Annotated in this window: 19 protein-coding genes and 1 pseudogene; 13 read left to right on the forward strand and 7 right to left on the reverse strand. The window is 65.9% G+C overall.

Features of this window, described 5'->3' with window-relative positions; genetic code table 11:
- Position 1: 1 nt before the first annotated feature.
- The 11 genes from EV140_RS07495 to EV140_RS07545 all read left to right on the forward strand — a co-directional run bounded on the left by EV140_RS07495 (position 2) and on the right by EV140_RS07545 (position 9,658).
- Complete coding sequence (locus EV140_RS07495; RefSeq protein WP_130282609.1) at positions 2 to 853, forward strand: fumarylacetoacetate hydrolase family protein; 852 nt, start codon at positions 2 to 4, stop codon at positions 851 to 853.
- Positions 850 to 1,596: an SDR family NAD(P)-dependent oxidoreductase gene (locus EV140_RS07500; RefSeq protein WP_130282611.1), complete on the forward strand. Its 747-nt coding sequence runs from the start codon at positions 850 to 852 to the stop codon at positions 1,594 to 1,596. The genes EV140_RS07495 and EV140_RS07500 overlap by 4 nt, the downstream gene beginning before the upstream one ends.
- Before the next feature lie 128 nt (positions 1,597 to 1,724).
- Entirely contained in the window at positions 1,725 to 2,690 is a 966-nt protein-coding gene (locus EV140_RS07505; protein WP_198674384.1) for a ribokinase, read from the forward strand.
- Entirely contained in the window at positions 2,690 to 3,094 is a 405-nt protein-coding gene (gene rbsD, locus EV140_RS07510; protein ID WP_130282613.1) for a D-ribose pyranase, read from the forward strand. The genes EV140_RS07505 and rbsD overlap by 1 nt, the downstream gene beginning before the upstream one ends.
- 2 nt (positions 3,095 to 3,096) lie before the next feature.
- Positions 3,097 to 3,915, forward strand: a complete 819-nt coding sequence (locus tag EV140_RS07515; protein WP_130282615.1) for a GntR family transcriptional regulator — start codon at positions 3,097 to 3,099, stop codon at positions 3,913 to 3,915.
- An 86-nt stretch (positions 3,916 to 4,001) separates the two neighbouring features.
- Entirely contained in the window at positions 4,002 to 4,583 is a 582-nt protein-coding gene (locus tag EV140_RS07520; protein ID WP_241971361.1) for a glucose-6-phosphate isomerase family protein, read from the forward strand.
- The gene (xylB, locus tag EV140_RS07525; protein ID WP_130282617.1) at positions 4,580 to 6,085 is read left to right on the forward strand and encodes a xylulokinase; all 1,506 of its coding nucleotides are present in this window, start codon (positions 4,580 to 4,582) and stop codon (positions 6,083 to 6,085) included. Before EV140_RS07520 ends, xylB begins: the two co-directional genes overlap by 4 nt.
- The gene (locus EV140_RS07530) at positions 6,085 to 7,107 is read left to right on the forward strand and encodes an NAD(P)-dependent oxidoreductase (RefSeq protein WP_130282619.1); all 1,023 of its coding nucleotides are present in this window, start codon (positions 6,085 to 6,087) and stop codon (positions 7,105 to 7,107) included. The genes xylB and EV140_RS07530 overlap by 1 nt, the downstream gene beginning before the upstream one ends.
- Positions 7,104 to 7,760 (forward strand): bifunctional 4-hydroxy-2-oxoglutarate aldolase/2-dehydro-3-deoxy-phosphogluconate aldolase, encoded by a 657-nt coding sequence (locus tag EV140_RS07535; protein ID WP_130282621.1) that lies wholly within the window; start codon positions 7,104 to 7,106, stop codon positions 7,758 to 7,760. The genes EV140_RS07530 and EV140_RS07535 overlap by 4 nt, the downstream gene beginning before the upstream one ends.
- Positions 7,757 to 8,668 carry a saccharopine dehydrogenase NADP-binding domain-containing protein gene (locus tag EV140_RS07540; RefSeq protein ID WP_130282623.1) on the forward strand — a complete coding sequence of 304 codons (912 nt, stop codon included), beginning with the start codon at positions 7,757 to 7,759 and terminating at the stop codon, positions 8,666 to 8,668. The genes EV140_RS07535 and EV140_RS07540 overlap by 4 nt, the downstream gene beginning before the upstream one ends.
- 33 nt (positions 8,669 to 8,701) lie before the next feature.
- Entirely contained in the window at positions 8,702 to 9,658 is a 957-nt protein-coding gene (locus tag EV140_RS07545) for a phosphotriesterase family protein (protein ID WP_130282625.1), read from the forward strand.
- Between the two features lie 67 nt (positions 9,659 to 9,725).
- On the opposite strand, the gene EV140_RS07550 is transcribed toward EV140_RS07545, so the two are convergent.
- The 5 genes from EV140_RS07550 to EV140_RS07570 all read right to left on the reverse strand — a co-directional run bounded on the left by EV140_RS07550 (position 9,726) and on the right by EV140_RS07570 (position 16,906).
- Positions 9,726 to 10,730, reverse strand: a complete 1,005-nt coding sequence (locus EV140_RS07550; RefSeq protein WP_130282627.1) for an ABC transporter substrate-binding protein — start codon at positions 10,728 to 10,730, stop codon at positions 9,726 to 9,728.
- A 151-nt stretch (positions 10,731 to 10,881) separates the two neighbouring features.
- The gene (locus EV140_RS07555; RefSeq protein WP_130282629.1) at positions 10,882 to 11,901 is read right to left on the reverse strand and encodes an ABC transporter permease; all 1,020 of its coding nucleotides are present in this window, start codon (positions 11,899 to 11,901) and stop codon (positions 10,882 to 10,884) included.
- The gene (locus EV140_RS07560; protein ID WP_130282631.1) at positions 11,898 to 13,415 is read right to left on the reverse strand and encodes a sugar ABC transporter ATP-binding protein; all 1,518 of its coding nucleotides are present in this window, start codon (positions 13,413 to 13,415) and stop codon (positions 11,898 to 11,900) included. The genes EV140_RS07555 and EV140_RS07560 overlap by 4 nt, the downstream gene beginning before the upstream one ends.
- A 354-nt stretch (positions 13,416 to 13,769) precedes the next feature.
- Positions 13,770 to 15,407 (reverse strand): fucose isomerase, encoded by a 1,638-nt coding sequence (locus EV140_RS07565; protein WP_130282633.1) that lies wholly within the window; start codon positions 15,405 to 15,407, stop codon positions 13,770 to 13,772.
- 26 nt (positions 15,408 to 15,433) lie between these two features.
- Positions 15,434 to 16,906, reverse strand: coding sequence for an FGGY-family carbohydrate kinase (locus tag EV140_RS07570; protein WP_130282635.1), 1,473 nt, complete (start codon positions 16,904 to 16,906; stop codon positions 15,434 to 15,436).
- Positions 16,907 to 17,369: 463 nt separating this feature from the next.
- Here EV140_RS07570 and EV140_RS13550 point away from each other — a divergent pair, with 463 nt between their 5' ends.
- The gene (locus EV140_RS13550) at positions 17,370 to 17,492 is read left to right on the forward strand and encodes a hypothetical protein (RefSeq protein ID WP_277871097.1); all 123 of its coding nucleotides are present in this window, start codon (positions 17,370 to 17,372) and stop codon (positions 17,490 to 17,492) included.
- A gap of 30 nt (positions 17,493 to 17,522) precedes the next feature.
- On the opposite strand, the gene EV140_RS07575 is transcribed toward EV140_RS13550, so the two are convergent.
- Positions 17,523 to 17,852 carry an FGGY-family carbohydrate kinase gene (locus EV140_RS07575; protein ID WP_157985630.1) on the reverse strand — a complete coding sequence of 110 codons (330 nt, stop codon included), beginning with the start codon at positions 17,850 to 17,852 and terminating at the stop codon, positions 17,523 to 17,525.
- Between the two features lie 15 nt (positions 17,853 to 17,867).
- On the opposite strand from EV140_RS07575, the gene EV140_RS13335 reads away from it, so the two are divergent.
- Entirely contained in the window at positions 17,868 to 17,993 is a 126-nt protein-coding gene (locus EV140_RS13335; RefSeq protein WP_198674385.1) for a substrate-binding domain-containing protein, read from the forward strand.
- 39 nt (positions 17,994 to 18,032) lie between these two features.
- Here the strand turns inward: EV140_RS13335 and EV140_RS07580 are convergent.
- A pseudogene (locus EV140_RS07580) lies at positions 18,033 to 18,842 on the reverse strand (aldo/keto reductase); the annotation flags it as partial.
- Positions 18,843 to 18,997: the final 155 nt, after the last annotated feature.

Below are 18,997 nucleotides of genomic sequence, written 5' to 3' on the forward strand. Positions count from 1 at the left end.
GATGCGACTGGCACGACTCGGACCACCGGGGCACGAAGTGCCGGTTGTTCTCGACGGCGACGAGGCCCGCGACCTGCGCTCGCTCACCGCAGATATCGATGCTGCCTTTCTCGCCACCGGGCTCGACGCCGTGCGCGCCGCACTCGACGCGAACGAGCTACCCATTCTCGCCTCGCACGGCGTTCGCGTCGGGGCGCCGATCGCGCGGCCGGGTGCGGTCGTGTGTGTCGGGATGAACTACGCCGCCCACGCGGCCGAATCGGGAAGTGCGCCCCCCACCCAGCCGGTCATCTTCCTCAAGCACCCCAACACGGTGGTGGGCCCCAATGACGACTTTCCCCTCGCCGCGCACGCCCACAAAATGGACTGGGAGGTTGAGCTCGCCATCGTGATCGGGCGCACCGTCTGGAACCTCAGCTCACGTGAAGAAGCCATGGCCTGCGTGGCCGGCGCCACCATCGCCGACGACCTCTCAGAGCGCACCTGGCAGCTCGAGGTCTCGGGCGGCCAGTGGTCGAAAGGCAAGTGCGCGCCCCACTCGACGCCGCTCGGGCCCGTGCTCGTCACCGTGGACGAACTCGACCTGGGCAACCTGCGCCTGACCAGCCGCGTCAACGGCGAAACGCGACAGGACTCGTCGACCGCTGACCTCATCTTCGACGTGGCTACGGTCGTGCACGACCTCAGCCGCTACATGCGCCTCGACCCGGGCGACCTGATTCTCACCGGCACGCCCGAAGGGGTCGCGTTGTCGGGTCGCTTCCCGTACCTCACCGACGGCGACGTCGTCGAAATCGAGATCGACGGCATCGGCGTTCAACGCCACCGCGTCGTCGCGGAGGCATCAGCATGAGCGAGTTCGCCGGGCTCGTCGCGCTCGTCACCGGCGGGGGCAGCGGCATCGGCGCCGCCGTCGCGGACGAACTCGCTGACCGTGGCGCGCGCGTCGCCGTGCTCGATCTGACACCGGGCGACAAGCACACGGGCGTGGTCTGCGACATCTCTGACGACGCATCCGTGCGCACCGCCATCCACCGCGTCGTCGATCGGCTGGGCCGCATCGACATCGTGATCAACAACGCGGGAATCGGGGCGACCGGAGCAATTGACGGCAACGATGATGACGAGTGGCACCGCGTGTGGGATGTCAACGTGGTCGGAATCGCCCGCGTTACGCGGGCAGCCCTGCCGTACCTGCGCCAATCGCCTGCCGCTGCCGTCGTGAACACGTCATCGATCGCCGCGACCGCCGGCCTGCCGCAGCGCGCACTGTACTCGGCGACGAAGGGGGCGGTGCTCTCGCTCACCCGCGCGATGGCCGCCGACCACCTGCCCGAGGGAATTCGCGTCAACGCCGTCTGCCCCGGCACCGCCGACACCCCGTGGGTGCAGCGGCTGCTCGACAACGCGGACGACCCTGCCGCCGAGCGTGCGCAGCTCGAGGCTCGCCAGCCGCACGGCCGCCTCGTGACCGCCGAGGAGATCGCGTACGCCGTTGCTTCGCTGGCCAGCCCGCGCGCCACCTCCACCACCGGCACAAGCTTCGCTGTCGACGGAGGGATGCAGGAGCTGCGGCTGCGCAAGCCACAGGCGTAGTCGCTCGACGGTCGCCGTCGGGGCACGGGGCACGGGGCACGGCGCACAACAAACTCACCGGTCATCGGTAATGTAATGACACGTACGCGCGGATATCAACGAGGACCGCGCAGAACTCGGAGATCGTCGTGACCGTTGCCCCCCAGAGTCAGCCCCGTCCGGGAGACGTGCTCGTCGTTGGGTCGATAACCGCTGATGTGACAACTTTTTCGAGCAGGCTCCCCCAGCCCGGAGAAACATTCCTCGGCGACGCGTTCACGCTCGTCCTGGGCGGCAAGGGAGCCAACCAGGCCATCGCGGCAGGACGGGCCGGGGCCCGGTCACACATGGTCGGATGCGTGGGAGACGACCTGTTTCGGGATCTGGTTAGCGACGGGTTGCGGGATGCGGGCGTCGGCATGACGCAGGTGCGCGAGGTTCCGGGGCAGACCGGCGTCGCGCACATCCGCGTCGATGCGAGCGGAGAAAACGACATCGTCATGGTGCCGCTCGCCAACGCTGCCCTCAGCGTCGAACACATCGATCAGGCCTTCGAAGAGCTCGGCCCGAACACCGCGGTCATGCTCACCCAGCTCGAGATTCCGTTCTCGCTGACGATGCACGCGATCCGACGAGCCCACGAACGCTCCATCATGGTGTTGCTCGACCCCGCGCCGGCGCACGAGCTCGACGACTCGATCTGGCCGCTCGTCGACATGGTGCTGCCGAATGAGACCGAGGCGACCCTGCTGACGGGCGTTTCCGTCACCTCGCGCGACACCGCGGTGGAGGCGGGGCGATGGTTCGTATCGCGCGGCGTCAGTGCCGCGCTCATCACCCTCGCCGGGGCGGGAAGCGTGCTCGTCACGGGTGACTCGGTCGTCGACTACCCCGCGATTGCTGTGACCGTCGAGGACACCACCGCCGCCGGCGATGCCTTCGCGGGTCACCTGGCAGCCTCGCTGGCAGCCGGGATTGACCGCGACGAGGCCATCCGCCGGGCGAGCGCCGCCGGCGCCCTCGCGGTCACCAAGCGCGGCGCCTCGCCGAGCCTGCCTACTGCGGATGACGTCGACGCCCTCCTCGCCTCCACCACCCAGAAAGACGGTGCCTAATGCGACGCAGTACGACCACGATCAACCCCCAATTGAGCCGCATCATCTCTGAACTCGGTCACTACGACGAAGTTTTCGTGACCGACGCGGGTCTGCCGATTCCCCCCGGAGCCGAACGGGTCGATCTGGCCTATCGCAAGGGCGAGCCGGCGTTTCTCGACGTTCTCGACACCCTGCTCAATGAGGTCGTCATCGAGGGCGCCGTCATGCCGGCCGAAGTGGCCGAGGCGAGCCCCCACATGTTGCAGGCGGTGCGCGAACGCCTTGCGCCGCTCGGCATCGAGGTCGAGCTGATTCCGCACGTAGATTACAAGGCGCGCTCGCAGCACGCACGCGCCTTCGTTCGCTCGGGCGAATACACGTCGTACGCCAATGTCGCCCTCATCATGGGAGTCGACTACTAGCCATGAGCACCGAGGGTGCGGTGCGGCGCGGGCGCGCGCGGGCTCACCTGTCTGCCGGGCGGATCGACAAGGGCTCAGCATTGCCCATGTACGACCAGCTCGAGCGCATTATTCGCGCGGCCATCGCAGACGGAATCCTCAAGCCCGGCGAACTGTTGCCCGGGGAACTGCACCTCTGTGAGCTCTACGGAGTCTCGCGCACGGTCGTGCGGCAGGCGTTGGCGCAGCTCGAAAACGCGCGCGTCATCGTTCGCGTGAAGGGCAAAGGCACCTTTGTCGCACCGCAAAAGACAACGGAGACCCTGGCCGGGCGCCTCGCGGGACTGTTCGAGGAGGTCGCATCACGCAACGGGCACGTGCGCTCGACCGTGCTGCGGCTCGAACGAGAGCCAGCGTCAGAGTTTGTGGCCGAACAGCTCGACCTCGCAGTCGGCACGCCCGTCGTCGTGCTCGAGCGGCTGCGGTTTGTCGACGACGAACGGTGGTCACTCTCGACGACCTGGATGCCCGAGGCGATCGGACGACACGTGTTCGGCGTCGACCTCACGAACAGCTCGCTGTACGCGTTGCTGGAGTCACGTGGGGTCAAGGCCGAGACCGGAATCCGGTCGATCGAGGCGGCACTGACGGATGCGCGGGAGGGCCAACTGCTCGGAATCGGACCGGGCAAGCCGGTACTGCAACTGCGCAGCCGCACCTTCGATGCTCACCGGCGCCCAGTCGAATACTTTGAAGCGCTGCACCGCGGTGACCGCAGCCGATTCGAGTTTCACCTCGAGGCGAGCACCTCCCGCGATCGCCCGGTGTTCATCACGCAGTAGAGGGCAGAAATCAGTGGCGTCAACCTGTAATTACAGGTAGGATTGGGCTCGTCCAGATTCAGCCCGCTGACCCCTGAGGAGACGCCGTGCAGTCCTACGCAGCGACCCCGATCGCCCCGTTCGCTATTCAGTTCGACGCCGCCGCTGCGACCCTTTCTCCCCCCGGGCCCACCCTGGAACGTCGTATGAGCGACCTCGAAGGCCTCTTTGCCGATCGCGACGCTTGGCAGAAGGCTGTCGACGGCGACAACCCCGTCGTCTACCGCGTGCAGTCGTCGCCGGTGCCCGAGATCGATCGGGAATTGCCACAGTCGATCACCACCATCGAGCCGGGCACGACCGGCGGTGAATTGTGGATGACGAAAGGCCACCAGCACCCTAACTACCAGGGCGAGATCTACCTCGCCTTGCACGGCACCGGGGGGCTCTTGATGTTCGACGGCGACCGCGTCGAATGGGTCACCATGGCTCCCGGCACCATCGGCTACATCCCGCCGGGCTGGGCGCACCGCTCCATCAACATCGGCGATGAGCCCTACTCGATGCTCGCAGTCTACCCGGGCGGGGCAGGACACGACTACAACTGGGTGCTCGAGCACGGCATGGGCAATCGCGTCTACAAGACTCCCAACGGCTTCGAGCTGCGCCCCTACGGAGGGCTCTCATGATCATCGCCCACGACCTCGGCACCACCGGCAACAAGGCATCGCTGCACGACGAAACCGGCCGACTGTTGTCGGCCGTCACCGTCTCGTACCCCGTCGACTTTCGCGACGGCGGCATCGCCGAACAAAACCCCCGCGACTGGGAAAACGCCGTCATTGAGGCCACCCGAACGCTGCTGGAACGCACCCAGACCGACCGCAACCGCGTCACCGGCATGGTCCTCAGCGGCCAGATGATGGGCGCCGTTCTGCTCGACGAGCACTACGAACCCGTGCGCCCGGCCATCATCTGGGCCGACACGCGTGCCCACGCGCAGACCGCACAACTCGCGGAACGCCTGGGCGAATCAGAGGCCTACGAGCTGTTGGGGCACCGGGTGAACCCCACATACTCCCTCGCCAAAGTGATGTGGGTGCGCGACAACGAGCCCGACGTCTTCGACCGCGTGCGCTGGTTCTGCGTCGCCAAAGACTTCCTTGTGCACCGACTGACCGGTCGCCTCGTGACCGAGCCGAGCGACGCATCCGCCACCAACGCCTTCGACCTGCATGCGGGGACCTGGTCGCACGAGGCCATCGACGCTGCCGGCCTCGATGCATCGATCTTTCCCGAGGTCGTGCCGTCGACCGAGGTGGTCGGCACGCTCACCGACCGGGTTGCCGCTGCAACCGGCTTGAACGCGAGCACCCGCGTCGTCATGGGAGGAGGCGACGGGCCGATCGCCGCTGTGGGGGCCGGAGTTGTCGCCCCCGAAGACGGTGCCTACGTGTGCATGGGCACCTCGTCGTGGATCTCGTTTGCCTCGGCCACCTCGGCCCTCGACCCCAGCCGTCGCACCTTCACCTTCACCCACGTCGTGCCCGACATGTTCGTGCCGACCGCGACGATGCAGGCGGCCGGCGCATCCGTCAGCTGGATCAACGAAGTGCTTAGCGAGACCGCCGACGGCTCGACGCTTGCGCGACTGGTCGCCGACGCCGACACCGACGAAGCGGCGACAGGCGGGCTGTACTTTCTGCCCTACCTGCTGGGCGAGCGCTCCCCCCGCTGGGATCCGGATGCGCGGGGCGCGTTCGTGGGCATCGGCCGGCACCACGGCCGCCCCCACCTCGTGCGCGCGGTGCTCGAGGGGGTCGCCTTCAACCTCGCGATCGGCATTCAAGCCTTCCGGGATGCGGGCGTCACTATTGACCGCATCGATGCGGTCGGCGGCGGCGCGGCAAGCGACACGTGGTTACAGATCATGGCGGACGTCTGGGGCGTCACCGTGCGGCGGCGCTCCGTCGTCGAAGAGGCCAACAGCCTCGGCGCCGCCGTCGTTGGGGCCGTCGGCCTCGGCCTCGTCGACGACTTCTCGGCCGCGCGCGACCTGTCTCAGGTGACCGCAGAATTCACCCCCGAACCGAGCAGACGCGGCGCCTACCGCGACCGCCTCGCGCGCTTCGACGAGGCGTACACCGCACTGGCGCCGTGGTTCGCTGTCTCGGGCAGCGGCGCCTCCTGATGGCGACGATACTGGCGACCAGCAGATCATTCGGAGACGGCGACCTCGATCTGGCGCGCGAGCTCGAAGACGCCGGGCACCGCATCCTGCGCGGTCCGAGTGATCACGACTTCGCGTTCGTCGCGCGCGAACTCGCCGACGCTGACGCGTGGGTCGCGGGCACGGGCCCAGTAACCGCCGAACATCTGGACGCCGCCCCGAACCTGCGCGTTGTCGCCCGCTACGGGGTCGGCTTCGAAGCAGTCGACCTCGAGGCCGCTGCCGTACGAGGTGTCTGGGTCACCAACACCCCCGGCGCGAATTCATCGGCTGTCGCTGAACACACCATTGCGCTCATGTTGACCGCCCTCCGTGGCGTCGTCGACGGCGACCGTCGGGTGCGCAAGGGTGATTGGTCGACCTTTCGTGGCCGCGAGCTCGGTGGGCTCACCGTGGGCATCGTCGGGTTCGGCCGCATCGGGCGGGGAGTCGCGCAGCGCCTCTCCGGATTCGGCTCGCGCATCCTCGCTGCCGACCCGATGATCACGCCGCAGCAGCTCAGCGATCTCGGTGTCGAGCCCAGCACGCTGCAGCATATGGCGAGCCAGTGCGATGTCATCACCCTGCACGCACCCGGAGGCGACACGCTTATCACCGCGCAGTGGCTCGACACAATCAAGCGTTCGTGCGTGATCGTGAACACGGCGCGCTCCGACCTTGTCGACGAAGCCGCGCTCGCCGCGGCCCTCGAGCTGGGCCGAATTGCCGCGTACGCCGCCGACACGCTGCACGGCGACACAGGTGGCCTACCGTCACCGTTGCTCACGCCGCGGCTGTCGCCGCGGGTGACCATCACGCCGCACCTCGGCGCGCAAACGGTTGAAGCGGTCGACGGCATGGGTTCCCGCGCCGTCGAAAACGTGCTCGCGGTGCTCGCGGGCGACACACCGCACGACGCCGTGAACACTCCCGACCCGGATGCTCGTGCCGCGCGCGACCGGGCCGCGGCACGTCTCGACACCACCCTCAAGGACACACCGTGAGCGACTCGACACCTTCGCCCGCCCTCGACAGCGTTCACACGACGGGTGTTTTCGCGGTCGTGCGCGCCCCCGACCCGGATGCCGCCCTCCACGCAGCCGACGCACTGATTCGTGGCGGGGTAACGGGAATCGAAGTGACCTACTCGACGCCCGAAGCCGCATCCGTGATCGCCGAGTTGCATCGCCGCCACGGCGATGCAGCGCTGATCGGCGCGGGCACCGTCACCACTGCCGCCCTGGCCGACGAGTCAGCCGCCGCCGGGGCACGCTTTCTCGTCTCGCCCGGCACGCTGCCCGACGTCGCGCGCGCCATGCTCGACACCGGCCTCATCACAATGACGGGCGCCCTTACCCCCACCGAGCTCATGAGCGCGCTGGCACTGGGCGTTCACGTCGTCAAAGTGTTCCCCGCATCCTTCGGAGGTGTTCCCCATATTAAGGCTCTCCGCGAGCCCTTCCCGGAGGCGGCCCTGATGCCGACCGGGGGAGTAACGGCAGAAAACCTCGGGCAGTTCTTCGCCGCCGGAGTGATCGCCGTCGGCGCGGGAGGCGACCTCATCGCCCGCGACGCCCTCGCGGAGCGCGACTGGGACCGCATCGAAACGCGCGCGCGGGAATACGCCGCAGCGCTCGCCAGCACGAGGGTTGCATGAGCGGACGGATGGGCTTCGTGGGGGTCACTACCTCGGGATCGTCGATCATGCAGATTTTTCCCGTGTGGGCGACCGAGCTCGGGTTGCCGACGAGCCAGCTCGACGGCCACGACGTCGCGATCGGCGCCTCATCGGCCGAGTACCGCGCGCTGGTCACGACGATCAGGGACGACCCCGAGCACCGCGGCGCGCTCGTCACCACGCACAAGATGGCTCTCTTCGCCGCGGCTCACGACCTCTTCGACGAGCTCGACGACTTCGCGCTGGCGTGCGGCGAAGTCTCGAGCATCGCCAAACGCGATGGACGCCTGCTCGGCCACGCCAAAGACCCGCTCACGGTCGGGCTCGCGCTCGACGAGTTCGTGGCGGCCGACGCCTTCGTTTCGGAACGCGACGCGGTGATCCTCGGAGCCGGCGGCGCCGGTCTCGCGCTGTCGTGGCACCTGGCGCAGCGCAACGACGTGCCGCGCCGCATCGTGGTTTCTGACACCGACCGCTCACGCCTCGACCACCTGGCCGACGTGCACGCCATCCTCGGCACGGATGCGGGGCTACTGCACCTCGTGGACGCCAGCGACGAATCGATGCGTACGCTGTTCGCGACGCTTGCTCACGGTAGCCTCGTAGTCAACGCATCCGGTCTCGGTAAAGACCGGCCGGGATCTCCGCTGCCCGACGACATCGACTTCCCCCCCTCGGCCGTCGTGTGGGAATTCAACTACCGCGGCAGTCTCGAATTTCTCGCTCACGCCCGCGACCAAGCGGAACGAAACGGGCTGACGGTTGTTGACGGGTGGCGCTATTTCATCCACGGTTGGACCCAGGTGATCGGCGAGGTGTTCGAGGTAGACATGACACCCAAGACCGTCGAGCGACTCGCGCAGCTCGCGGAGCCGTTTCGGCGCTAACCGCAGCCGCGGGCTCGAGTGAGGAGGCGGACGGTGGGAACCATACGCACGGTACGGGGCGACATCGACGCGTCGACGCTTCGCGCGGTCAACACGCACGAGCACCTGTTCCAGGTCTCGCCCCTGCTACCAGCAGACGAGCTCACCGACCTCGAACGCTCTCGCAGCGAAGCGGCCAGCCTGCGTGACAGCGGGTTCGCCAGCATGATTGACGCGACGCCGATCGGCCTGGGCAGAAACCCCGTCGGGCTGGCAGACATTAGCGGCTCAACCGGTCTCACGATCGTCGCGAGCACGGGCATGCACCGCGAGGCGCACTACGGTGACGACCACCCCCTGCGGCAGTGGAGTGTCGACCGTCGAGCCGCCGCGTTCGTTCGCGACATCGTCAGCGGAATGCCGATCTCAGATCCGGATGGCGCGCCCGCAGAGGAGGTTGAAGGCGAGCCCGTGCGCGCGGGCATCATCAAGACCGGCATCGGCTACTGGTCGATCAGTGCATTCGAGCGGATGACCTTGGAGGCGGCGGCCATCGCGCACGCGCAGACCGGGGCCGCCATCATGGTGCACCTCGAGCACTGCACAGCCGGGCACGAAGTGCTCGACCTACTGAGCAGCCTTGGGGTCCTGCCGTCCCGCGTCATGCTAGCTCATGCCGACCGGCTCAACGACCCGGGGCACCACGTCGAACTGCTGGCTCGCGGCTGCACGCTCGGCTACGACGGTGCCGCCCGCTGGCGCGATCACAGCGACCACTCGCTCATCGAACTCACCGCCGCGGTGATCGAGCGGGGCGAAGACCGGATCGTGCTTGGCGGTGACGTTGCACGATCCTCGCGCTACGTCGCCTACGGTGGCATGCCGGGTCTCGCCTATCTCGGCGACCGGTACGTGCCACGACTGCGATACCGGCTAGGCAGCGACGCGGTGGAGCGGATGCTCACGGCGAACCCGCGACACCTGCTCAAGCTCATCGCACCCACCGCGTAGACGCGAGGAAGCCCCCGGCCGAGTGGCCGGGGGCTTCCCGCGTTGTCACGCGAACGCGACGGAGTTGTTACTGGTAAAGAACTGCAGCGATGTTCGGCTCGTCCATGTTGGTGGCGTCGTACCAGAATGAACCGGTGTCGGTGAACTCCGGGAGCGACTCGCCATTGATCGCAGCAACAGCGTTCTCAACCACGGTGCGGCCGATGCCGATCGGGTCCTGCGTGATGGCGCCGGCCATCACACCGTTCCTGATCGCGTCAATCTGAGCGGCGCCCGAGTCAAATCCGACGACCGTGACCTGTCCGTTGGGCAGGCCGAGCTCGGTCACCGCGTTGACGATACCGATGGCTGAACCCTCGTTGGTGCCGTAAAGGCCAACCATGTCGGGGTACGCCGCGAGCATTGCCTTCGCGATGTCAGCCGAGCGCAGGTGGTCGCCGTCGCCGTACTGAATGTCGACAATCTCAATACCGGGCCAGTTGGCCTCGATCTCGGTCACGAAGCCGTCGCGACGCTCGATACCGGTCGAGTTGATCTGGCTGTGCCCGACAATGCCGACCTGTCCTTCTCCGCCGATGAGCTCTGCCATGTTCTGAGCTGCAATGGCGCCCGCTGCGACACCGTCAGTGGCGGCCAGGTTCTGGCCGTAGTCGCTCGCACAGCCCGCGTCGAATTCGACGATCGGGATGTTCGCTTCGGCTGCTGCTTCGTACAGCGAAACGCAGGCCTCGGGGTCGAGAGCGGCGTAGCCGATCGCGTCGGGGGCACGGTCGATCGCAGCCTGGAACATCTGCAACTGAGCGTCGATTTCGGTTTCCGAAGCGGGGCCTTCGAACGTCACGTCGACGCCGAGCTCGGCCGCTGCCTCTTCGGCCCCCTGGCGAACTGCCTGCCAGAATTGGTGCTGGAAGCCCTTCGAAATCAGCGCGATCTGCAGGCGCTCGCCTTCGCTTTCACCGCCGCCGGCGCCGGCGCCGGGATCAGTGGGTGCGGCATCTCCGGCGCACCCTGCGAGCACAAGCGCCAGGGTGGCGGCGCTTGCAATAATCGCAGCACTCTTCCTAATCTTCATTGAAACTCCTCTAATTCGTTGCCGACAAGCGGCGTTTGGTGGTGCATTCTGTGCCTCTGGTGCTGTCCCTCTGGGTGCAGAGGGCTTGCCGGACGAATCCGACGACGCGAGACGAACTGGCACAACCGTCTCGCGCGGGTCTGAGTTGGGGTTATAACCCCTTGCGATTTCGCAACGCGTCGGCAAACACAGCGATCGCGATAACCACACCGACTACCACGTTCTGCCACTCCGTCTGAATTGACAGGATTCGCAGCCCGTTGATCAGCACGCTCATGATGAGCGCACCAATCAGGGTGCCGACGATCGAGCCACGGCCACCCAAGAGCGACGTACCGCCGATGATGACCGCGGCGATGGCCTGAAGCTCGTAACCGACGCCGATCTGCGGTTGCGCGGAATCGAGTCGTGAGGCAATGATCACACCTGCGATGCCCGTGAACACACCAGATACCGTGTACACGATGACCTTCCATCGTCTGGTGTTGACACCGGATAGGCGCGTCGCTTCCTCGTTCGAGCCGATGGCGACGGTAAACCGACCGAACACCGTCTTCGCGAGCATGAAATAAGCGAGGGCCGCCAGCATGAACATGATCAGAACTGCGTTGGGTAACCCCGGAATCAGGTTGCCGAGCGCGATGTCCCTGAAGCCGGGAACGCCCGAGAAGTAGATCGGGCTGACTCCCGAAATCACGAGGGCGAGGCCCTGCGCGACCATCATCATCGCGAGTGTTGCAATGAAGGGTGGCAGATTCAAAAAGGCCACGTTGAGGCCGTTGACGAGGCCGATTAGGGCTCCCGTCGCGATCCCCGCTAACACGCCGACAACGAGTGGCATGCCGAAGTTGACCGCCACGATTCCCGTCATAACTGCAGACAGCGTCATTCCGGTGCCGAGGGAGAGGTCGATACCCCCGGTCGTGATGACGAAGGTCGTGCCGAGGGCCAGGATGCCGATCACCGCCGTGGCGAGCAGGATTCCCGAAAGGTTCGACCAAGTGAAGAATCGGTCACTCGCGATCGAGAAGAACAGCAACAAAACAACCAGGGTTCCGAACGCCAAACCTTGCTGTAGGCCCTTGCGCCAAAGATTAGCGTTGGATTTCTGCGGTGCCTGCTTGGGTTCGTCGCTCGGACTGGCCACTCGCGTGGTCTGGTCGGCAGTCATGCCGCTCCCTTCGTATCCGCGATCGCGTGCGTCGCGTATTCCATAATTTTTTCTTGGCTCGCCTCTTCGTTGGCGAGCGTGCCCGTCACGCGACCATTCGCCATCACGACGATGCGGTGTGCGAGGCGGAGGATTTCGGGCAGCTCGCTCGAGATCACGATGATCGACTTGCCTGCCTCAGCCAACTCGTGCAAGAGGCGGTAGATCTCCTCTTTCGCGCCGACGTCAATGCCTCGAGTGGGCTCATCGAAGATCAGAATTTCGCAGTCACGAGTCAGCCATTTGGCAATGACGACTTTTTGCTGGTTACCGCCCGACAGTAGCTTTACGAACTGCTCCGTCGACGGCGTCTTCGTGCCGAGGTCGTCCACATACTTGGTCGTGACCTCGCGCGCTTTGCCCTCCTGAACCACCCCGATCGGACCGGTGAAGTCGGGCAACGACGCGAGGATCGTGTTGAACGTCACACTCTGTTCGAGCATGAGACCAAACTGCTTCCGGTCTTCCGAGAGGTAGCCAATACCGTGCCGAACGCCATCGGAGGGCTGTCGAATCGCAACGGGCGCGCCGTTGACCTCGATCTTGCCGCTGGTGCGCGGGTCGGCGCCGATGATCGCACGGGCAGTCTCGGTGCGGCCCGCGCCCATCAGCCCCGCGAAACCCAGGATTTCACCGCGCCGCAGGTCGAACGACACGTCGCGCAACAGCGTGCGCGTCGATAAGCCAGTAACGCGAAGAACGATGTCGTCCGCGGAGTGCGCCGACGCAGTCGGGCGAGCGCTCGAGTCGACCTGCCTGCCCACCATCATCTCGATGATCGTCGGCACATGGATCTCATCGCCTTCAAGGTCTCCGATGTGTTCCCCATCCCGCAAGACGGTGACGCGGTCGGCGAGCCTCTTTAACTCCTCCATGCGGTGCGAGATGTAGACGATGCCGGTGCCCCGCTCGCGCAGACTGTCGATCAGTCCGAACAGCGTCTCGACCTCGGCATCGGTCAGTGCACTCGTCGGCTCGTCCATGATCAACACGCGGGAGTTGAACGAGAGCGCTTTCGCGATTTCGACCATCTGCTGCTTCGCGACCGTCAGATCGCCCACGAGGTCTCGGGCGTTGAGGGCGATTCCGAGGTCATCGAGCAGCTGCTGGGCGTTCTCGTTGAGGCGCCGCTCGTCGAGCATGATGCCGCGACGAGGCTCTCGCCCGATGTAGATGTTCTGCGCGACCGTGAGGTCGGGCATGAGGTTCATCTCCTGGTGGATGATGCAGATACCCAGTTCTTGGGCCACGGCGGGCCCCGGGATCTCCACGTCGTTGCCATCCATGCGAATGGTTCCCTCGTCGCGCTGGTAGATCCCCGAGAGGATCTTCATCAGCGTTGACTTGCCCGCACCGTTCTCACCCACGAGAACGATTACTTCTCCCGCGGACAGCCGGAACTGAACCTTATGGAGGGCGCGCACTCCGGGGAAGCTCTTGCTAATCCCCTCGACCTCGAGCAGTGCTGCCGTCACATCATCTCCCACTTCATTGAAGGAACCGTGTTTCGTCGATAGCCGCCGGAAACATCCGACATATTCTGCGCACAACCCTGGCATCTATGCAAGTTGTTACTTAATGTAACTAAATGCCCGCTGGTCCGCATCCCTCGCGCATAACAAGACCGTAACCATGTGGCCCGATCGCGTGCATCCCGCGTAGATGCAGGAAAAACAGGGGTGAGGCAGGGGCAACGCCCCCGAATCGCAGCCGGACATCACTGCGGGTATCGCGCCGAGTACCCGTTGTGCACTCACCGCGCATACATCCGATCACCAGGTGTGCGGAATGTTCTCCCGACTGTGACCGCCACCATCTATCGGCAAACATCAGATGCTGGTCTCGCCACACAGGTGAACCTGAATACCCATTCCCGCGAACATCGCGGCCTTCGCCTCGAGGGCGCGATCAGCCGCATCCGCGCTCGGCGCGTAGGCGACCTGGATGTGATTCGACTTGTGACGGGCCATCAACTGGTCCCGAGTCACGCCGTGCAACACAGCGTGCATGATCGGCCACTGGTGGTCGGTCGCATGCAGGCGCCGCTGAGTCTCCTCACTCGGCAGCTCGACGACGTGAGCCCGGCCCACGTCGGCGTGCAGAGCGTCGTCCATGACGAACACGCGCGACCACACGATCTCACCGGGCTTCGAAATGCCCGACAGCGTGCCGCCGCCCTTCGGGAAGAACATGGGCACCTGGCGCATCGAATACGACTTGTCATAGCCACCGTTGTGGCTGGCAGGCACCGAACCTGAGATCTCGAACACCCACACGAAGTCGTCGCCGAAGTCCTCACCCCAGCGAATGTCGTGCAGCGTCGTCGCCGGGTCGAATCCCATCGCCGTCCAAATGCGGTTCGTGACGAGCGCATCCACCGCAACTCCCTCATCCACCTCGTTGAAGTGAGGCAGCGGTGCACCCTTCCAGAGCTCGCGCTTTCCGTCGCGCGACGACACCGGCGGACGCGCCACATTGTTTAGGAGCCCCTCGGCAAGGTCGGAGGCGGCGCACTGATCCTTGAGCCCCTGCTGGTACTGGATGCCGATCGCGTCAACGCCGTAGTCGTCGCCGATGCGGAGGGCCGCGATGTACATACGCATCTGGCTCAGCACCTGTGCGCGGGTGAGCTCGGTGGCGTCTTCCGTGCCCCAGTGGAACGTCAGCCCGGCGTTCTCGAGCCACTGCAGAGCCTGCTCGGCCTCAGCCGCCGACACCTGATCCATCTCCGCCAGGAGTGCGCTCTGCGACAGGCGCTCCTTGTAGATGCCCGTGGCGTTGAGCATCTCGTCATCGATGATGGCGTTGTACATGCCCATGCAGCCCTCATCGAAGACACCGATCACGGCCTTTTCGTCGCGCAACTGATGCGCGAGAGCGGTGCCGAGCGCGACTTCGTCGGAGTCGGCCAGCTGGCCGAGCTCGCGCACGTGCGAGGTGTCGTGCTCGATGCGGCCGGTCTCGAGCCACTCGTCGAGCTTCGCCAGCGCCCACTCATCGGTGAGGTCCTGGCTCCACAGCACCGAGTGCTCGATGTTCGCCTTCGTGAGGCTCGCCGTGAGGTTCAGCAGACCGACGAGGCCAGGGAAACGGCCCTCCCAGTTCGCGATGAGCAGGATCGGCCCCTCGTGGGCGCGCAGCCCCGCGAGAACGTGGTGGCTGTACTGCCACACGGCCTCGATCACGATCAGCGGCGCCGTCTTAGGCACCGAGCGGAACACCTCGATTCCGCGAGCCTGCGAGTCAATGAATCCGTGGCCCTTCTCGGCATCGACATCGTGGGCGCGGTGCAGAGACCACCCGCGCGACGCCAGGGTCTCGCTCACGCGCTCCTCAAAGGCGCGCTGTGCTGGCCAGCACGTCGTGTTGGCCGACAGTCGCAGGTCGCCGGAGGCCACAGAGTAGGCCGTGCGGGGGGCTGCTTCGGGCCACACGCGGCGCTGCGGAATGACGTAGGAGGTCGACATAAGAATTTCCCTTCGTGGTGATGGAGCTAGCGCTCAGTGCGAGCGAGTTCATGCGCGATGTCGCGCGTGGCTGGGTAGAGGTCTCGGTAGAGGCGATACAGCGCGTCGTAGCGGGCGTGGCGCTGCGGATCCGGCTGCACAATGTCGGCCGGCGGGTTCCAGAGATCGATGTCGGGCACGCCCAGCAGCCCTGCGGCGAGGAACGCTGCGCCGTAGCTTGCACCGACCGTCACGCTTGGCAGCACCTGCGGTAATCCCGTGACGTCAGACACGATCTGGGTCCAGACTCCCCCGGACGTGCCTCCACCCACGGCGACAACCCGATCGACGGAGGCGCCGGAATCTCTCATCACCTCGATGTTGTGACGCACGCCGAACGCGACCGCCTCCAGCGCCGCGCGGTAGAGGTCACCCACGCTCGTCTCAAGGGTCATCCCGACCAAAACGCCGCGCGCATCCGGATCTTGAATCGGAGTGCGCTCCCCGGCGAAGTACGGAAGCATCAGCACCCCCTGGGCGCCGACACCGCTCTCGGCGGCCAGCTGTGTGAGCGTCGCGAAGTCACCGTCGACCAGCTCGCGAATCCACCCGGTGATCGCGCCGGAGGTGGCCATGCCGCCGGCGAGCGAAAACGATCCGTCGGCGACTCCTCGGGTGGTCCACATGCCAGGCGCGCTCGGGCGATGGTCGGTCGTTGCGATGAGGAACATCGTCGTGCCGTACATCAGCACGAGGTCGTTGGCGCGGGTGGCGCCGGCGCTGACGGCTTCGGTCCAGGCGTCGATCGTGCCGCACGCGACTGGGATGCCTTCCGGCAGACCCGTCTCGGCTGCGGCCTCAGCGGTGACCGCGCCAATACTGCTCGCCGGGGAGACCAGCTCGGGGCGGGTGATGCCCGGCGCGATGTGATCCCACCAGTCGTCGCGCCACTGTGCCCTGTCAATGTCGTACAGGGGCCAGCACTGACTCGCCGAGTGGTGATCGAGCACGAGGTTGCCGGTGAGTCGACGCCCCAGGAAAGACGCCGGCATCGCCAGCCCGGATGCGCGCTCGTACGCCTCGGGTTCGTGCTCGCGAATCCACGCGATCTTGGGCCCCGCTGCTTGGGAGGTCAGCGCCGAACCGCCCGATTCGACGATCGCGTCGGCGCCGAGCTCTGCCGTCAGTCGCTCAATCTGCTCGCTGGCACGGGTATCGACGCCGTATAGAATGGCCGGCCGAACGGCCCGGCCGTCATCATCGAGCAACGCAACGCACGGGCCCATGCCGCTGACCCCGACCGCTACAGGAGTGACGTCGGGAATGGCCGCCTGCAGTTCGCGAGCGATGGCGACGAATTCGCTCCACCAGATCTCCGGGTCCATCTCAACTCGGTCGGCGCTGGGTCGGTCAACGCGATGCTCACGAGTCGCTTGAGCGAGAATCACTCCGTCGCGATCGACCAAAACACCCTTGGTACTGGATGTGCCGATGTCGACACCGATCGTGGCTGAGTTCATGACAACACCTCCATTGGGCTCGTCGCGAATATTGCCAGAGATCCGATGTTAATGCACATCAGGTCCGCAGTTCCCTTGCTTTTACGCCGGTCCGGTGCCCCTCGCAACGTTAGAGATCCGACAATTTGACCAACCAGCCAGTTCGATCATCGGGTGGGAACTTGGTTGATTAAAGCCCTCTTCAAGGGTCGCCTACCCAACGGCCCCCGAAGGCGCCGTCGAGAGTTACGTCATTTGCGTACTCGAGGTTGCCGCCAGGGGAGCGGCCGTAGACCGGGCGTGGAACCAAGAGGCCGAGTCGAAAGCCCAGCCTCGGTGCGACGGTCAATGGCAGAGCCCAGGGTTTGTTGGGGACCCCTGGACTGAAAGCCGAGGCCGGAGGGGTGGTGTCGAATCTAGGAGATACAGGGCGCCGACTGCACGTTGGTGTTCTCCGGAAGAAGAGGAGGCGGCGGCGGTGCGTATGGTGCGAACCCTCCAGCCCATCACGCTCGCCGGCGACGGGCTTCCATCGAGCGTCGGATTGATCGGCAATGTCGTGATCGGCAACGGCATTGCGGGATGCGTAAACATAGCCCCAGGCTAGTGACGTTGTGTGCCGCGCGGCCGGGTGTGCCTATGATCGACGCCGGTCGTAGCAAACCGGTGCGTGGGCGCGGACGACGAGTTCGCGCAATTCTTCTAACGTGCCACGTAGCCCCAGCTTGTACGCCCCCATCGGGACGTTGCAGAGTTCCGTCGCCTCGACGGGCCCGGCCAGCACAGGCAGCCCTGCACCATCAGGAGAGAGCTGGCGCAGCAGAGCGTTCAGCGAACCACCGCCCACCGTGTGAATCCCTCCGGCATGGCGCGACGCGAGCCGCGCCGCGGCGTGTACTGTCTCGGCGAAGGCGACCGCGAGGCTCTCCATGATGAATCGGGCACGACCCGCGATCGTGGTGGACACAGCCTCGCTGTTTCCATGGTCATCTCGCTGAGCGTGCCAAATCACCTCGCGGTCATTGGCTACGACAACCAGGCAGCGGCCCGAGTTGCGGCGATCCCCGTCAGCACCGTCGCGCAGGCGGGTATTGAGATGGGCGCCTAAGCCCTGGACGTGCTGTGGGAAGAACCCCGACCGCGCGCTTCAGCACGAGCACCGCATGGCGAGCCGCAGGCCGCCCTCACTCACGCCCGCGAGTTCGATCGGTGCCACGTAAGCCGCGCACGAGCAGCTCGAACCGGCTAGCTCGACAGTGTCAGGGGCACGTCGCGCGAAGCCAAGTCGCCGAGGAAGGCGTCGCGCCGGTGACCGACCACAGGTTCGGCATGGTATCGAGCATGCACGCGAGCCTGAGTCGGTGCACCGACTCGCCCCGTGCGATGGCGAGGGCTGCGAGGCGAAGCACGCCCGACTGGAGCGGCGCTGCACGGGGCCACCGAAGGGCGCGTAGGCGAAGAAGTCGATGCCGATCGCCGGACAGCGGTGGCACTCGGCGAACGAGTTGACGCCGAGGCCGAGCCGGTTCTGCACCGTGTCGATCCGTGTGACGGCTGCCGTCTGATCGATGAGCTCAACAGACGTATTAGAAAGGCCAATCGCGCGCACTACTCCCTCGTCACGGAGAGCCGCGAGCGTGCGCACGGACTCGTCGAGGTCGTCAATACGGTCGGCTCGGTGCAGCAGCAGGAGCTCGGGAGGCGCGCCCAAGATTTGTGCGCTGCGTAGCGCGTCGGCGCGTAGCCGGCTCGCGCTGCCGTCGGTAAACCGGCTGGAGGTCGAGACGCGGTATTGGCCCGCCTCGGTAACGACCGGAAGGACGTCGCGCAGCGAACGTGCATCGGCGGTCAGCCGTTCGCCGACGGCATCGTCCTCGACGCTGGCGTAGGCGCGAGCCGTGTCGAGCGCGACCGCACCGGCCTCGACGGCCGCAGCCACCACATGCCGCGCCTGTTCCTCGGTGACGGCGTCTCTGAGGACGAGAGAGGATTGGGCTCATGGCCGCACGTTCTGCCCGCGACTGATGCTGCATCATTCAACGGTGGACGCGCCTATTACTCGAGCGTGAGGGGTGCGTGGCGTCGCAGGCAGTTGGGCACCCTCCATGCGCG

Source organism: Microcella alkaliphila, assembly GCF_004216855.1.
Lineage (GTDB): Bacteria > Actinomycetota > Actinomycetes > Actinomycetales > Microbacteriaceae > Microcella > Microcella alkaliphila.